At 68.2% G+C, this 15,077-nt stretch carries 8 protein-coding genes; 3 read left to right on the top strand and 5 right to left on the bottom strand.

All coding sequences use genetic code 11. The features are described 5' to 3' along the window. Positions 1-117: 117 nt before the first annotated feature. Positions 118-1,878 (bottom strand): glycoside hydrolase family 2 protein, encoded by a 1,761-nt coding sequence (locus DUGA2_RS13595; protein ID WP_083296316.1) that lies wholly within the window; start codon positions 1,876-1,878, stop codon positions 118-120. Between the two features lie 181 nt (positions 1,879-2,059). On the opposite strand from DUGA2_RS13595, the gene DUGA2_RS13590 reads away from it, so the two are divergent. After that, positions 2,060-5,836, top strand: coding sequence for an NAD(P)-binding protein (locus DUGA2_RS13590; protein ID WP_070269837.1), 3,777 nt, complete (start codon positions 2,060-2,062; stop codon positions 5,834-5,836). Positions 5,837-5,854: 18 nt separating this feature from the next. On the opposite strand, the gene DUGA2_RS13585 is transcribed toward DUGA2_RS13590, so the two are convergent. Together DUGA2_RS13585 and DUGA2_RS13580 are read right to left on the bottom strand one after the other, a co-directional pair. Further along, positions 5,855-7,132, bottom strand: coding sequence for an aminotransferase class V-fold PLP-dependent enzyme (locus DUGA2_RS13585; protein WP_070269781.1), 1,278 nt, complete (start codon positions 7,130-7,132; stop codon positions 5,855-5,857). Positions 7,133-7,168: 36 nt separating this feature from the next. After that, the gene (locus tag DUGA2_RS13580; RefSeq protein ID WP_070269780.1) at positions 7,169-8,152 is read right to left on the bottom strand and encodes a polysaccharide deacetylase family protein; all 984 of its coding nucleotides are present in this window, start codon (positions 8,150-8,152) and stop codon (positions 7,169-7,171) included. Between the two features lie 142 nt (positions 8,153-8,294). Between DUGA2_RS13580 and DUGA2_RS13575 the strand changes: the two genes are divergently transcribed. Continuing rightward, positions 8,295-9,491: a hypothetical protein gene (locus DUGA2_RS13575; protein ID WP_229214685.1), complete on the top strand. Its 1,197-nt coding sequence runs from the start codon at positions 8,295-8,297 to the stop codon at positions 9,489-9,491. Further along, entirely contained in the window at positions 9,488-10,798 is a 1,311-nt protein-coding gene (locus DUGA2_RS13570) for an amino acid deaminase (RefSeq protein WP_083296315.1), read from the top strand. The genes DUGA2_RS13575 and DUGA2_RS13570 overlap by 4 nt, the downstream gene beginning before the upstream one ends. On the opposite strand, the gene DUGA2_RS13565 is transcribed toward DUGA2_RS13570, so the two are convergent. Then, complete coding sequence (locus DUGA2_RS13565) at positions 10,795-13,857, bottom strand: response regulator (protein ID WP_070269777.1); 3,063 nt, start codon at positions 13,855-13,857, stop codon at positions 10,795-10,797. The two genes, DUGA2_RS13570 and DUGA2_RS13565, sit on opposite strands and share 4 nt — an antisense overlap. Positions 13,858-13,925: 68 nt before the next feature. Further along, positions 13,926-15,065 carry a glycerate kinase gene (locus DUGA2_RS13560; RefSeq protein ID WP_070269776.1) on the bottom strand — a complete coding sequence of 380 codons (1,140 nt, stop codon included), beginning with the start codon at positions 15,063-15,065 and terminating at the stop codon, positions 13,926-13,928. Positions 15,066-15,077 lie beyond the last annotated feature (12 nt).

Below are 15,077 nucleotides of genomic sequence, written 5' to 3'. Positions count from 1 at the left end.
CTTTTAAACACGGCCTTGTGCCGTCGTGACGATTATCCGAAGCCGTTACCGCCGCGGCTATCGGCTCGGACGCCGCCCCGCCGTCGGACTAATCCTGCCCGCCAGCCGGCGAGCAACTCACAGCGGGGCGTTGCGGGTGGCCGCATGGATCTGCTCCAGCGGAACCTTGGGGCTGCGGTCGGCCCGCAGCAGGCCGTTGGTTTCCTGGAAGGTGTCGGCGAACTGGGTATAGCAAAAGCCGCTGAACATCGAGGTCTCCGACACCGCCTTCAGCATGGCCCGATAATGCGCGATGAACGAGGCGGCGTCGGCCGCGCGCCCGTAGCCCCAGGTGGCGCGCTCGCCGGCCTCCGGATCGTAGGCCACGCCGCCGAATTCGGTCAGCACGATGGGCTGGCCGCGATGGGGGAAACCGTCCAGCGTCAGGATGCGGCCGCCCGGACGGCGCTGGTCGAACAGCGTGCGCACCTCATCGTTGACCTGGTAGCGCTGCCGCAGCCGGTCGGGATCGGCCTCGTAGTCGTGGATGCCCAGGATGTCGGTGGCCGACGCCTCCCAGCCGTCGTTGCCGATCACCGGCCGGGTCGAGTCGAGCATGCGGGTCAGGTGGTACAGCGCCTCGACGGCGTTGCGGTGCGCCTGCATCGCCGTCAGATTCGGCACGCCCCACGACTCGTTGAACGCCACCCACACGATCAGGCACGGATGGCTGTAGTCGCGTTCGATCGCCTCGGTCCACTCCTTCAGCAGCCGCGTGATGGCGCGGGCGCTGAAGGCGTAGGCCGACGGCATCTCTTCCCACACCAGCAGGCCGAGCCGGTCGGCCCAGTACAGATAGCGCGGATCCTCGATCTTCTGGTGCTTGCGCACGCCGTTGAAACCCATCTGCCGGGCCAGTTCGACGTCGCGCCGCAGCGCCTCGTCGGACGGCGCCGTCATCAGCGTGTCCGGCCAGTAGCCCTGGTCCAGCACCAGTCGCAGCGGATACGGCCGGCCATTGAGCATGAAGCGGTCGCGGTTGATCGCCACCGAGCGCATCGCCGTGTAGGAGCGCACGCGGTCGATCACCTGGTCGCCGCAATACAGCGTCAGCTCGGCGTCGAGCAGCGTCGGGCTTTCCGGGCTCCACAGCAGGTCGTTGCGCGAGTCGTCGATGCCGGGATCGGACAGCACGATCTTGCGGTTGGCCTCCTGTCCGACCATCAGGTAGCGGTCGGCCGCCAGCAGCGTGCCGTCGTGCAGCACCCGGACCTCGACCGAAAGGTCGCCGCGCACGTCGCCGCCGGCCAGCACCTCGCAGCCGATCTCGAAGCCGTCGAACACCGGGGTCCAGCGCAACGCGGCGATATAGGTCGACGGCAGCGGCTCCAGCCACACGCTTTGCCAGATGCCCGTGGTGCGGGGATACCAGATCGAATGCGGCGCCAGCTGCCAGTCCTGCTTGCCGCGCGGCTTGGCCAGGTCGGCCGGATCGTCCTCCGCCTGCACCACCACGGTCTGCTCCGGGCCGTCCAGCAGCGCATCGCTGATGTCGGCCGAAAACGGCGTATGCCCGCCCTCGTGCTCCGCCACCAGCATGCAGTTGACCCAGACCCGCGCCCGGTAGTCGACGGCGCCGAAGTGCAAGCGGGTGCGCGGCGCGCGCGCGGCCAGTGCGAACCTGCGGCGATACCAGCAGACCGTGTGGAACGACTGGTCGCCCAGCCCGCTGGCGGCCGCCTCCGGCGCGAACGGCACCTCGATCGTCCGCGCCCAGTCGATCGGGTCGCCGGGCTGGCTGTAGCGGCGCTCGTCGTCGTAGGCGAATTCCCAGGCGCCGTTCAAGGACTGCCATGCATCGCGCACCAGTTGCGGGCGCGGATATTCAAACCTGTTCATATGGCGGCTCCATCTGCACCGAAATGTCACGGCTATGGTAGCAAGCTTGCCATGGCGATGGCGGTTCAATTCCATCCGGAATTGAACTGAAGCGAAACCAAATCGTTGATAGCATGGCGGGACTTTTTTGCGCTTCGCCAGCGACGGCGGGGATCGCTTCAATTCCAACGGAGGCAACGCGATGAATTCCGCCGCAACGCTGTTCGCCAGCTACTGGCAGGCCGGCTACGAAGGCGCCGACCATGTCAACCACGCCGGCGTCGCGCTGGACATGAACCGGGCCACGGACCACCTGCGGCGCGTGCGCGACGACTACCGCCGGCTCGCGCAATTCGGCATCCGCACGGTGCGCGAGTCGGCCGGCTGGCGCCTGTGCGAGCGCGACGGCCGCTACGACTTCCGCAGCGTGGGCCGCCGCGCCGCCGTCGCGCAAGAGCTGGGCCTGCAGATCAGCTGGACATTCTTCCACTACGGCTGGCCGCCGGACATCGACCTGTTCGGGCCGGATTTCGTGCCGCGCTTCGCCCGCTATTGCCGCGCCCTGGCGGAGTTCCTCGCGCGCTACGCCGGCGCGGCGCCGGTGTATTCGCTGGTCAACGAGATTTCGTTCACCAGCTGGGGATTGTCGACCCATATGTTCCGCTTCCGCGGCATGCACCATCCGGATCCCGGCGGCGCCGGCAAGCGCCAGCTGGTGCGCGCGCAAATCGCCGGCTGCGACGCCGTACGCGAGGTGACGCCGGGCGCCCGCTTCCTGGCCTGCGACCCGCTGATCCACGTGACCGCGCCGGCGCACCGGCCCGATTGGGCGGCGCAGGCGGCCGGCTGGCGCGCCTCGCAGTTCGAGGCGTGGGACATGCTGTGCGGGCGCAGCGAGCCGCAGCTGGGCGGCGCCCCCGCCTACCTGGACCTGGTCGGCGCCAACTACTACCACAGCAACCAGTGGGAGAGCGGCAGCAACCTGCGGCTGTGGTGGCACCTGGGCGAGCCGCGCCGCATGCCCCTGCACCGGCTGCTGCTCGAACTGGGGCAGCGCTACGGCCGGCCGCTGCTGCTGGCCGAAACCAGCCATGTCGGCAGCGGGCGCGGCGCCTGGATACGCGAGGTCGCCGCGCAGGCGGCGCTGGCGACGCAGCACGGCGCCGACCTGCGCGGCGTTTGCATCTACCCGGCCGTCGACCGCCCGGACTGGGACCAGCCGGACCACTGGCATCGCAGCGGCCTGTGGGACCTCGACCGCGAGGGCCCCGATCCGCTGGCGCGGCGGCTGGTGGCGCCGTACGCGACGGCCGTGCGCCAGGCCGTGCGGCTGACCGACCACCTGTGCGGCGCCGCCGGCGCCGGCGCCGAACAAACGCAAACAACAAAGGAGACCGCCATGCCCACCATCGTCGTTTTCAGTCACCTCCGCTGGGATTTCGTCTATCAACGCCCGCAGCATCTGATGTCGCTGCTGGCCGAGCACTACCATATCCTGTTCGTCGAGGAGCCCATGCGCGACGACGGCGCCAGCCATCTGCGCACATCGGCGCCCGCGCCCAACGTCACCGTATGTCAGCCGCACACGCCGCTGGCGGCGCCCGGCTTCCACGACGACCAGATCCGCCTGGTGCAGCCGCTGCTGGCCGCGCACCTGCCGGCCGGCGAGGCGCCGATCGTGTGGTTCTACACACCGATGGCGCTGCCGCTGCTGCAAGCGCTGCGCCCCAGCCTGGTGGTGTACGACTGCATGGACGAACTGTCCGCCTTCCACAACCCGCCGCGCCAGCTGCTGCAACGCGAGACGGCGCTGCTGAAGATCGCCGACCTGGTGTTCACCGGCGGTCCCAGCCTGCACGAGGCCAAGCGCCAGCGGCACGCCAGCGTCCACTGCTTCCCCAGCAGCGTCGACGCGGTGCACTTCCAGCAGGCGCTCGACCGCGGCAACGGCCACCCGCTGCACGCCGACATCCCCCGCCCGCGCCTGGGCTACTACGGCGTGGTCGACGAACGCTTCGACGCCGGGCTGCTGGCGGCGCTGGCCGACGCCCGGCCGCAGTGGCAGCTGGTGATCGTCGGGCCGGTGCTGAAGATCGATCCGGCCTCGCTGCCGCAGCGCGCCAACATCCACTACCTTGGCATGCAGCCCTACCAGGCCCTGCCGCACTTCCTGGCCGGCTGGGACGTGTGCCTGCTGCCGTTCGCGCTGAACGACTCCACCCGCTACATCAGCCCGACCAAGGTGCTCGAATACATGGCGGCCGAGCTGCCCATCGTCAGCACGGCGATACGCGACGTCGAACAGCCCTACGGCGACGTCGTGGCCATCGGCCGCGACCACGCCGGCTTCATCGCCGCCTGCGCCGACGCGCTGGCGCAGACGCCGGCGCAGCACGCCGCCATGGCGCGGCGCATGCGCGACATCGTCGGCCTAACCTCGTGGCACGCCACCGCCGACCGGATGCGCGCGCTGATGGACGCCGCTCCGCGCGGCGGCGGCAGGATGAGCGTGGCCGCCACGGCGGCGCCGTGCGGCGCCAGCGTCAACCCGCTGCGGCCGTCGCCGCCGGTCAGCTGCGTGATCGTCGGCGCCGGCCCGACCGGCCTGTCCGCCGCCTACCACCTCGGCGCCGACACGGTGCTGCTGGAGCGGCACGCCAGCGTCGGCGGCTGGTGCCGCTCGATCGAGGACCGCGGCTTCACCTTCGATCACGCCGGCCACATCATGTTTTCCAACGACGCCTACGTGCTCAAGCTGTACGACACGCTGTTGGGCGACAACCAGCACTGGCAGATGCGCGAAGCCTGGATCTACAGCAAGCAGGTCTACACCCGCTACCCCTTCCAGGGCGCGCTGTACGGCCTGCCGCCGGACGTGATCAAGGAGTGCCTGCTCGGCGCCTTCGAGGCGCGGCGCACCAGTCGTCGGGCGGCCGCGAACGACGCGCCGCCGCCCGACGACTGCTGTGCCGACGGCGCCGCCGACGTCGCCGGCGCGGCCTGCGCGGCGCCGGCGGCGCCGCCGTCCAATTTCGAGGAGTTCATCTACCGCGTCTGGGGCGCCGGCATCGCCCGCCATTTCGCCATCCCCTACAACCGCAAGCTATGGACCGTGCCGCTGAACGAGATGGAGACCTCTTGGCTCGGCGGGCGCGTGCCGTTGCCGGACCTGGGCGAGATCATCGACGGCGCGCTGCGGCCGGTGCCGCGGCCGATGGGACCCAACGCGCGCTTCGGCTATCCGCTGCGCGGCGGCTTCCAGGCGATGATGACCGGCTTCCTGCCGCATATCCGCGGCAAGGTCGAGCTCGATGCCGACGTGGTCGAACTGCTGCCGCAGCAGCACGCGCTGGTGCTGGCCGACGGCCGGCGGATATGCTACGAACAGCTGATCAGCACCATGCCGCTGCCGGAGCTGGTGCGGCTGGCCGGCAGCGCCGCGCCGGACGAGGTGCGCCAGGCGGCGGCGCGGCTGCGCCACGTATCGGTGCGCTGCGTCAACCTTGGCGTCGACCGCCCTGGCCTGACCAACAAGCACTGGATCTACTATCCGGAGGAGACCGTCTTCCACCGCATTTTCGTGCAGGGGAACGCCAGCCCGCACTGCAACCCGCCGGGCGGCTTCGGCTTCACCTGCGAAATCTCATACTCGCCGACGAAGCCGCTGCCCGCCGAGGGCGATGCGCTGGTCGACCGTTGCGTGGCCGACTGCGTCCGCACCGGCTTCCTGACGCCGCAGGATCGCGTGCTGGCGGCCAACCAACTTGACCTGCCCTACGCCTACGTGGTGTACGACCACGCGCGGACGCCCAGCGTGGCGACCATCCGCGCCTGGCTGACGCAGTACGACATCGTGCTGGCCGGACGCTACAGCGAGTGGGAATACTACAATTCGGACCATGCCTTCCTCGCGGGCAAAGCCGCTGCGGAGACCGTCCGCGCACGCGGCGGACGGGCACTGCGCGCGGCCGACGCCTGACCCGGCCGCCGCGCGCGCTCAGCTTCGGCCCAGCGCCTCGATGGCTTGCGCCAGCCGGTCGAGCTGGCGCGGCGGCGTGAACAGGGCCGGCGTCACGCGCACGCAGCTGCCGCCTATCGGCCCGTTGCGCGACACGGTGAAGATGCCGTGTTCATCCATCAGCCGCCGGGCCAGGCGCTGGTTATCCTCCTTGCTGGTCTTGCCGGCGAAACGGAAGGAGGTGCTGGCGCCGTACATGGATGGATCGTCCGGCGTCAGTATCTGCAAGCCCTTGACGCCGCGCACCCGTTCCACCCAATAGTTGCGCAGGTATTTGAGCCGCGCCGACTTGTTCGCCACGCCGATCTGCTCGTGGAAGCGAAACGCCGCAGGCACCGTCATGATGTTGGCCGTATTGACCGTGCCGGAATGCACGCGCGCGCGGATGTCGGTGGCCGCATAATCCTGGTCCGACATATGCACCGCGATGTCCGCCAGCCGCGCCTTGCGGATGTACATAAACCCCACGCCCAGCGGCGCCCCCAGCCACTTGTGCAGGTTGAAGCCGATGAAGTCGGCCTTCAGATCGGCCACCGTGAAATCCGTCTGCCCCCATGACTGCGCCGCGTCGGCGATGACGTCGATGCCGCGCTGGCGCGCCATCTGCGTCAGCTCGGCCACCGGCAGCGTCAGGCCGGTGCGGTGGCTGATATGGGTGAGCAGCAGCAAACGTGTGCGCGGGTGGCGCCGCATGGCTTGCGCGTACGCATCCAGGATGGCCTGGCGGCCGGGCGGTTCGGGAATGCGCACCACGGCGACCTCGGCGCCGCGCCGCAGCGCCAGCTCGTTCATCGCATACTGGGTGGCGTCGTAATCGAGGTCGGCATACATGATCGTATCGCCGGCCTTGAGCGGCTTGTAGTTGACGATCAGGTTCTGCAGCGATTCGGTGGCGCCGCGCGTGATGGCGACCTCCGAGATATCCGCGTCGACCGCCATCGCAATCTGGGCGCGTATCGCCTCGATGCCCGAGCTGTCGAACTCCTGGCGCAGGAAGCGCGAGCTGTGCGCGTTCAGGTAGTCGATATTGCGCTTGTACTCCTCAGCCACCGGCCGCGCCATCATGCCGAAGTAGCCCTGCTCCAGATTGATGAAATCCGGTGCGGGGTCGTACTGGGCGGCGACCTTGGCCCAGTAGCTTTCGTTCTGCGGCAGCGCCTCGGCGGCGGGCGGCAAATCGGCCAGGGCTGGCGGCACTATGAGCGAACCGCCGGCGACTCCGGCTGCAACATGAAAAAAACTGCGGCGATTGAGCATGCAAACTCCTGTCGACGAATTGGAGCGCCCAATATATCAGATGGTTTCGCCCTCCCGCACCGTCAAGGGGCTGCCCAGGGCGTAGCGGGCGATATCGTCCTTGCGCATGAAAGCCACGCCGGCCTTGCTGCGGGCATAAGTCAGGAACTCATCCCACACCCGCACCATCTGCGGCGTGCCGCTGATGCGATCGTGCGCGCTGATCGACATCATGCGGCGGCGCGTTCCGGCTTCTTCGTACAGCTGGTCGAATTCGCCCTTGATCTGCGCCAGGAAGGCTTGCGGCGAATAATTTCGCCCCTCAATCAGCAGGATATCGTTGTTACGCAGCGTGTACGGCACCACGACAAAATCGCGGCCATTCACCTGTTCGATAAACGGCTCGTCGCGGCTGACGTCATCGATATGGTAGAGGAAGCCCAGCTCCTGCAACAGCGACAAGGTATTGGGACCACGGCGCAGCCAGTTGCAGTTGTAGCCGACGGTCTGCTCGCCCGTCGCCTGTCGCACCATCTCGCGGCCGGCGACGAGGAATGCCCGCTCGTCCTTGCGGTTCATCGCATACTGCGAACTCCAGCGCGGCCCGTGGCCGGACGCTTCATGCCCGCGCTTGACGATTTCCCGCGCCAGCTCCGGATGCCGGCGCGCGGCCTCGCCTATCATGTGCGACGTCACCTTCACGCCGTGCTTGTCCCACAGGTCCAGCATGCGCGGCACGCCCTCGCGGTAGCCGTAGGCAAACCAGGTATTGGCCGCCACGTCCGACGGCACGCCGGCCGGGAAGTCCACCCTGGGGAAAGGGCTGTCGGCGCCCTTGGCCGGCTGGCCGCCCGCTTCGAACTGCATGGAGATCGAGATCACGAGTCGCGCACCGTTCGGCCAGAACGCCCCGGGCGCAGCGGCACCCGTAGTTGGAGCCGGAGTACTGTGCGCCAGGCCGGCGGCCAGCAAGGCCGCACCACCGGCAGCCTGCGTCAAGAACTGGCGACGCCGCGGCGTCGGCGTAGAGCTGTTTTTCATAATTCATTCCCTGATGATGATGATGAAGTGGTCCATTCTCCCGCGCTGAACGCCAATTGAGAATTGGCCCGGCTATTGAAAGACCTTCAATGCAGGATTGAAGATGCGCCGCGATCCCCGGCCTTGGGCTAGAATGACGCGCATGAATTCTCCAAACAACACCTCGCTGTATTGTTATCCGTGGGACGTCACGGATGTGGACCGCTTTGTAGACCAGGCCCGCAGCCTGGGCATGAACGGCGCGACGCTCGCCGTCAGCTACCATGCCGGCAAATTCCTGCGCCCGCATGCGTCCAGCGGGCCGCGTGTCGTCTTCCCCGAAGACGGCGTGGTCTACTTCGAGCCGGACATGGCGCGCTACGGCGACATCAAGCCGCAAGCCCACTCCGACCCGGCGCTGCGCGAAGTGCTGCCCAAGCTGGTCGCCAACGGCGGCGTCGCAGTACACGCGTGGACTGTACTGCTGCACAACAGCCGCCTCGGCGCGGCAAATCCGCAATACACTGCCCGCAACGCCTATGGCGACGGCTACCTGTACAGCCTTTGTCCCATGCAGCAGCCGGTGTTCGACTACGCCGTCGCGCTCAGCGCCGACGTGGCCGCGCGCGGCGTCGCCAGCGTGGTGGTCGAGACGCCGGGCTGGCTGCCCTACGCCCACGGCTACCATCACGAGTTCGCGCAAGTGCGCAGCAACCTGTGGCTGGACTCCATGCTCGGCCTGTGCTTCTGCGATGCCTGCATGGCCGCAGGCCTGGCCGTGGACATCGACATGGACGGCCTGCGCCAGCGCGTCCGACGCAGCATCGACAGCTATCTCGATGCGCCGGTTGACGCCACGCCGGCGCAGGCAGCCGCCTGGCTGAGCGCCGACCTGCTGGAAGACCGCGCCCTGGCCGCCTTGAACCGCCTGCGGCAGGACCGCGTCACGCAACTAGTCGCCGCCATCCGCGCCGCCATGCCGCCGCAGGTGCAGCTGTCCGTGGTGGCGACGGTGCAGCGCCCTACCGCCCAAAGCTGGCTGGAGGGCAGCGACCTGCACGCGCTGTCCAGGGTCGCGGACTGGCTGGAGATTCCGTTCTACGAATCCGATGCCGCCGCCGTCCGCAGCGACGCCTGGGACTGTATCCGCCGCATCGGCGCAGCGGACCGCATCCGCGCCATCCTGCGTCCCGGTCCGCCGGACCTGGGCGACGGCGCACAGCTGCCGCAGGCGCTGCAAGGCCTGTGGGAACTGGGCATCCGCCATATCGGCTTCTACAACTACGGCATGCTGCGCCGCGGTCGCCTCCAGATGCTGGGCGCAGCACTCCACTCTTTTGACCGCAGGAGCACCACTTGACACGCACCGCCCCCATGATGGAACTGGACAAGCAACTACTGCAACCCGGCGTCAAAGGCTTGCCGATCACCGCGCCGCTGCGCCAGGGCGACATCGGCGCCCGGCGATGGAACGTACTGAACGCCGACACCAGCTTCCCGGTCGCACTGCTGAAATCCTCGGCGCTGGAGCACAATCTGCAATGGATGCGCGGCTTCTGCGAACGCTACGGCGTACAACTCGCCCCGCACGGCAAGACCACCATGAGCCCGCAGCTGTTCGACGCCCAACTGTCCAACGGCGCCTGGGGCATGACGCTGGCGACGGTGTCGCAGACGCAAATCGCCCACCGCTACGGCGTGCGGCGCGTGCTGCTGGCGAACCAGCTGGTGGCGCCGGCCGACATCGGCGCCGTACTGACGCTGATGCGCGACGATCCATCGTTTGAATTTTTCGCGCTTGCCGATTCCAGCGCCGGCGTTGCGCGCTTGTCGCAAATGGCGCAGCAGTCCGGCATCGAGCGGCCCTTGCCGCTGCTGGTGGAACTGGGCCTGGCCGGCAAGCGCGCCGGTTGCCGCGGCATGGAGGAAGCACTGGCGCTGGCGCGTGAAATCGCCGCCGCGCCCGGCCTGGAGCTGGCAGGCATCGAGGGCTACGAAGGCCTGCTGGTCAGCCCCGACCGCGACAAGGACCATGAGCAAGTACGCCATTTCGTCGCGCAGCTGTCCAACCTGCTGCGCCAGGCCGATGCAGAGCGTCTGTTCAAGCGCAGCGAGATCCTGCTGACCGCGGGCGGATCGGCGTATTTCGATTTCGTCGCCAGCGGCTTCGCGCAAGTCCAGGATTTGTCACGCCCCGTGCTGCCGGTACTGCGCAGCGGCTGCTACCTGACCAACGACCACGGCTTCTATCACGACCTGATCGAACAGCTGAACGCACGCGAGGGCTACGCGCCCGGCCAAGGCCTGCGGCCGGCGCTGGAGGTGTGGAGCATGGTGCTGTCGCGGCCCGAGCCAACGTTGGCTATCCTCGGCATGGGCAAGCGCGACGCCTCCTATGACATGGAGCTGCCGCGCGCCCTGGTTTCGCACCGCCCCGGCGCCGGCCTGCCGTCCGCGCTGCCAGAAGGCTGCCGCATCGAAAAGATGAACGACCAGCACGCGTACCTGCGCCTGCCCGAAGGTCACGCCATCGTTGGCGAGTTGGCGGTGGGCGACCTGATAGGCTGCGGCATCTCGCACCCCTGCACCACCTTCGACAAGTGGCCGCTGCTGCTGGCCGTGGACGACGACTACACCGTGCAACGCGCCATCAACACCTTCTTCTAGGCCGCCACCCAGCGCAGATGCTTGGCGATGGTGGCGAACATCTGATCGACGTCGACCGGCTTGCCGATGAAATCATCCATGCCGGCGGCGATGCATTGTTCGCGTTCCGATTCCATCACGCCGGCCGTCATGGCGATCACCGGCAGCGTCATGCGCAGCTCACCGCGTATCGCGCGCGTCGCCGTGAAGCCGTCCATCACCGGCATCTGCACATCCATCAGCACCAGGTCGCATTGCAGGCCGTCGCGCAGCAGCTTGAGCGCTTCCTCGCCGTTTTCACCCACGGCCACCACGGCGCCCGCCTGCTCCAGTATGCCCTTGGCCACCTGCTGGTTGATCGGATTATCCTCCACCAGCAGCACGCGCACGCCGGACAGCACCTTCGGCCCCGGCGCGGCAGGACCGGCGGCGGCCTCGCCATGGCGGTGCGCCAATGCGGTCTGCACCGCGTCGTACAGGCTGGACGCCGTCACCGGCTTGGTCAGGAACACCGGCGCGGCGACGGCCTCCATGTCCTGAACCAGCTTGCTGCGGCCGTAGGCGTTGACCATGCAGATCACCGGCGTGCCGGATTCCTGCTGCACCGCGCGCATGGTGGCCGGTCCATCCATGTCCGGCATCTGCCAGTCGACCAGCGCGGCGTCGTAGGCGCGGCCGGAGCGCAGCAGCGCCAGCGCCTCCGCCCCGGTGGCGACGATGTCGCAGGTCCAACCCCAGGCCTGGATGGTCTTGCCGAGGTAGGAGCGGCTGGTCGGATTGTCGTCCACCACCAGCAGGTGGCGGCGGTGGGCCGGCTTCGGCGCCCCGGCGCCATCGCCCAGCTTCATCGGCAGCGTGAAGGAGAAGGCGCTGCCCAGTCCCACGGTGCTGCTCACTTCTATCGCGCCGCCCAGCAGCTCGATCAAGCCCTTGGAGATGGTCAGGCCCAGGCCCGTGCCGCCGAAGCGCCGCGTGGTGGACAGGTCGCCCTGGGTGAACGGCGAGAACAGGCGCGCCAGCTGCTCTTCGCTCATGCCGATACCGGTGTCGCGCACGGTGAAGCGCAACAGCACCGCGCCCTCGCCGGCCGCGCGCTCCACCAGCACCGAGACTTCGCCCTGTTCGGTGAACTTGATGGCGTTGCCGGTCAGGTTGACCAGGATCTGCTGCAGCCGCAACGCGTCGCCGACCAGCGCGCGCGGCACGTCCAGCTCCACGCCCAGGCACAGTTCCAGGTTTTTCTCGCCGACGCTGATGCTCATGATGCTGGCCAGCGAATGCAGCACATCGTCCAACTGGAAGCGCACCGGATGCATTTCGATCTTCCCGGCGTTCATCTTGGAGAAATCGAGGATGTCGTTGAGGATGCCGAGCAGCGATTGCCCGGACGCCCGTATCATCTCCAGGTAACGGCCCTGCTCGGGCGACAGCCCGGTGGTGTTGAGCAGGTGGGCCATGCCCAGCACCGCGTTCATCGGCGTGCGCAGTTCGTGGCTCATATTGGCGACGAAGACATCCTTGGCGGCGCTGGCGATCTGCGCCTGCTCCATGGCCTGCCGCAGCTCCCGCTCTCCCCGTTTGCGCTCCGTGACATCGCGCACGATGCCGACGAACAGATGATGGCCTTCGACGAACAGCGCCCGTATCGACAGCTCCAGCACGAAAGTGCTGCCGTCCTTGCGCAGTCCTTGCAGCTCCACGTTGTTCTTGCCGACCACCGTGGGAGCGCCGCCCGCCAGGTAGCGCGCCATGCCGGCGTGGTGGGCGCCGCGCATGGATTCCGGCATCAGCCGCATGATGTTGGAGCCTATCGCCTCCTCCGGCGTGTAGCCGAAAATGCCGCAGGCGGCGCGGTTGAAGGATTCGATCACGCCTTCCGCGTTGATGGCGATGATGCCGTCGCCGACGTTATCCATCACGGTGCGGGTGCGCAGCTCCCGGTCGCTCGCCTCGCGCTGCGCCGATTGCAGCTGCAAGGTGCGTTCCTCGATCGCGCTTTCCAGGCGGTGGCGGTAGCGCTGCAGTTCCGACTCCACCGCCTGCAAGGTGTGGATGGCGTCGTCGGCTTCGCGGAATACCGGCCGCACGCGGTCCAGCCGCAGGTCGGTGTCCTTGCCCAGGGCGCTGGCGGCATAGGACAGCGCCTGGACCGAATGGCCCATGCGGCGCGCGAAGTACCAGGCCGACGCCACGCCGAAGACCAGCAGGCCGGCCACGATCAGCGTGATCCAGCGTATCGATGCCACCATCTCGGCCAGCACGGTGCTGCGCGGTACGCCGATCACCACCGCCCAACCGGATATGCGGGAATGGCTGTACATCGAATACACCGCCGTGCCTTCCAGCGTGTCCGTTTCGATGGCCGCCTCGCCGCTGCTGCCCATCCTGGCCAGCAGTGACGGCGAGCCGCGCTTGCCGACGTATTTTTCCGGCTCGCGCGTGCGCGCCACGATCACGCCTTGCGAATCGAAGATGCCGGCCACGCGGTCCGTCGGCAGGCGCTGCTCGCGCAGCACCATGCCCAGCCGTTCCGGCACGAAGCCCACGGACAGGCAGTAGATCACCTTGCCGTTCCTCAGCACCGGCACATGCACGGCCACCAGCGGCCGCTTCAGGGCGCCGCCGATGAAGACGTCGGAAATCACGGCGCGGCCGGTGTCGAACACTTTCCTGATCCGTTCCAGGCTGCCGGGGTCGGGCATGGGGGCGCCGAAGGGGCGCACGGTATTCAGCAGCTGCACCGAGTCGCGGTCGCTGAGCACGAAATTAAATCCCGGGAACTCGGGCCGCAGGGCCTTGCTCGCCAGCGCGTGGAAGGCCGCCAGGTCGTTGTTGTCGAGGCTGGGCGAATTGGCCAGCGCCAGCGCCATCGTGATGCCGGTGTTGAGGTCGCGGTCCACCGCCTGGATCAGCGCGCGCGCGGTGATCAGCGATTCCAGCTGGATCTGGTCGCGTTCGCGTTCGTAGAAATTATTGGCCAGCAGCGCAAAGCCGACGATGGCCGGCAGCGCGCAGGCCCACACCAGCGTGTAAATGTGCGCTCGTATCGATGGTAGCGGGCGATGTGCGGCGGACTTCATTCATCCTCGTGGTCATTTACTTACACGAGAACAACTCTAGCACAGAAGCGGCGCAACCAGCGCCGATGCTACAGGCGCGCGCCCAGGCTGAGCACGGCCGCCACATTGCGCGCGGCACTGCGCACATTCTGCGCCGCCTCGGCCAGCGCCTGCTCGACCGTGCACGGCCGGCTGACCGCGCTGAACACGGCGGCTATGCCGTGCCCGTGCACGACGGCCGCGCCCGGCGCCAGGCAGCCGGCGATGGCGATCACCGGTTTGCCGTGCCGCTGCGCCACCCGGGCCACGCCGACCGGCGTCTTGCCGTGGATGGTCTGGCTGTCGATGCGGCCCTCGCCGGTGATGACCAGGTCGGCGTCGGCCACGGCCGCGTCAAGGCCGACCGCCGCCGTCACGATCTCGCTACCGGGACGCAAGCTGCCGCCCAGGAACACCAGCATGGCCGCGCCGATGCCGCCGCCCGCGCCGGCGCCGGGCACGTTGGCCACCTGTTGGCCGAGCTCGCGTTCGATGACGCCGGCGTAATGGCGCAGATTGGCGTCCAGCTGCTCGACCATGGCCGGCGTGGCGCCCTTCTGCGGGCCGAAGATGTGCGACGCGCCCTGCGGCCCCACCAGCGGATTGCTGACATCGCAGGCGATGTCGAACACGCAGTCCTTGATGCGCCCGTCCAGGCCGGACAGGTCGATGCCTTGCAAACGGTCCAGCGCGCCGCCGCCGGGCGGCAACTCAACGCCGTCGGCATCGAGCAGCCGTCCGCCCAGCGCCTGCACCATGCCGGCGCCGCCGTCGTTGGTGGCGCTGCCGCCCACACCCAGCACGAAGCGGCGGGCGCCGGCGTCCAGCGCGTTGCGGATCAGCTGGCCCGTGCCGTAGCTGCTGGTGCGCAGCGGGTCGCGCAGCGCCGTGGGCACCAGCTCCAGGCCGCTGGCGGCGGCCATCTCGATCACCGCCGTCGCGCCGTCGCCCATCAGGCCGTAGAACGCGTCCACCGGCTCGCCCAGCGGGCCGGACACCGACAGGTTCACGCGGCGGCCGCCGCTGGCGTCTATCATCGCCTGCACCGTGCCTTCGCCGCCGTCGGCCACCGGCAGCTTGACGTACTCGGCATCGGGATAGAACTCGCGGAAGCCGGCCTCGATTTCGTTGGCGACCGCCATGGCGGTCAGGCTTTCCTTAAACGAATCGGGCGCTATGACTATTTTCATCGAAGAACTCTA

The organism is Duganella sp. HH101, assembly GCF_001758795.1.
GTDB lineage: Bacteria > Pseudomonadota > Gammaproteobacteria > Burkholderiales > Burkholderiaceae_D > Rugamonas > Rugamonas rivuli.
Note: the sequence above shows the minus strand (reverse complement) of the source record. Positions and strands in the feature narration are given on the sequence as shown.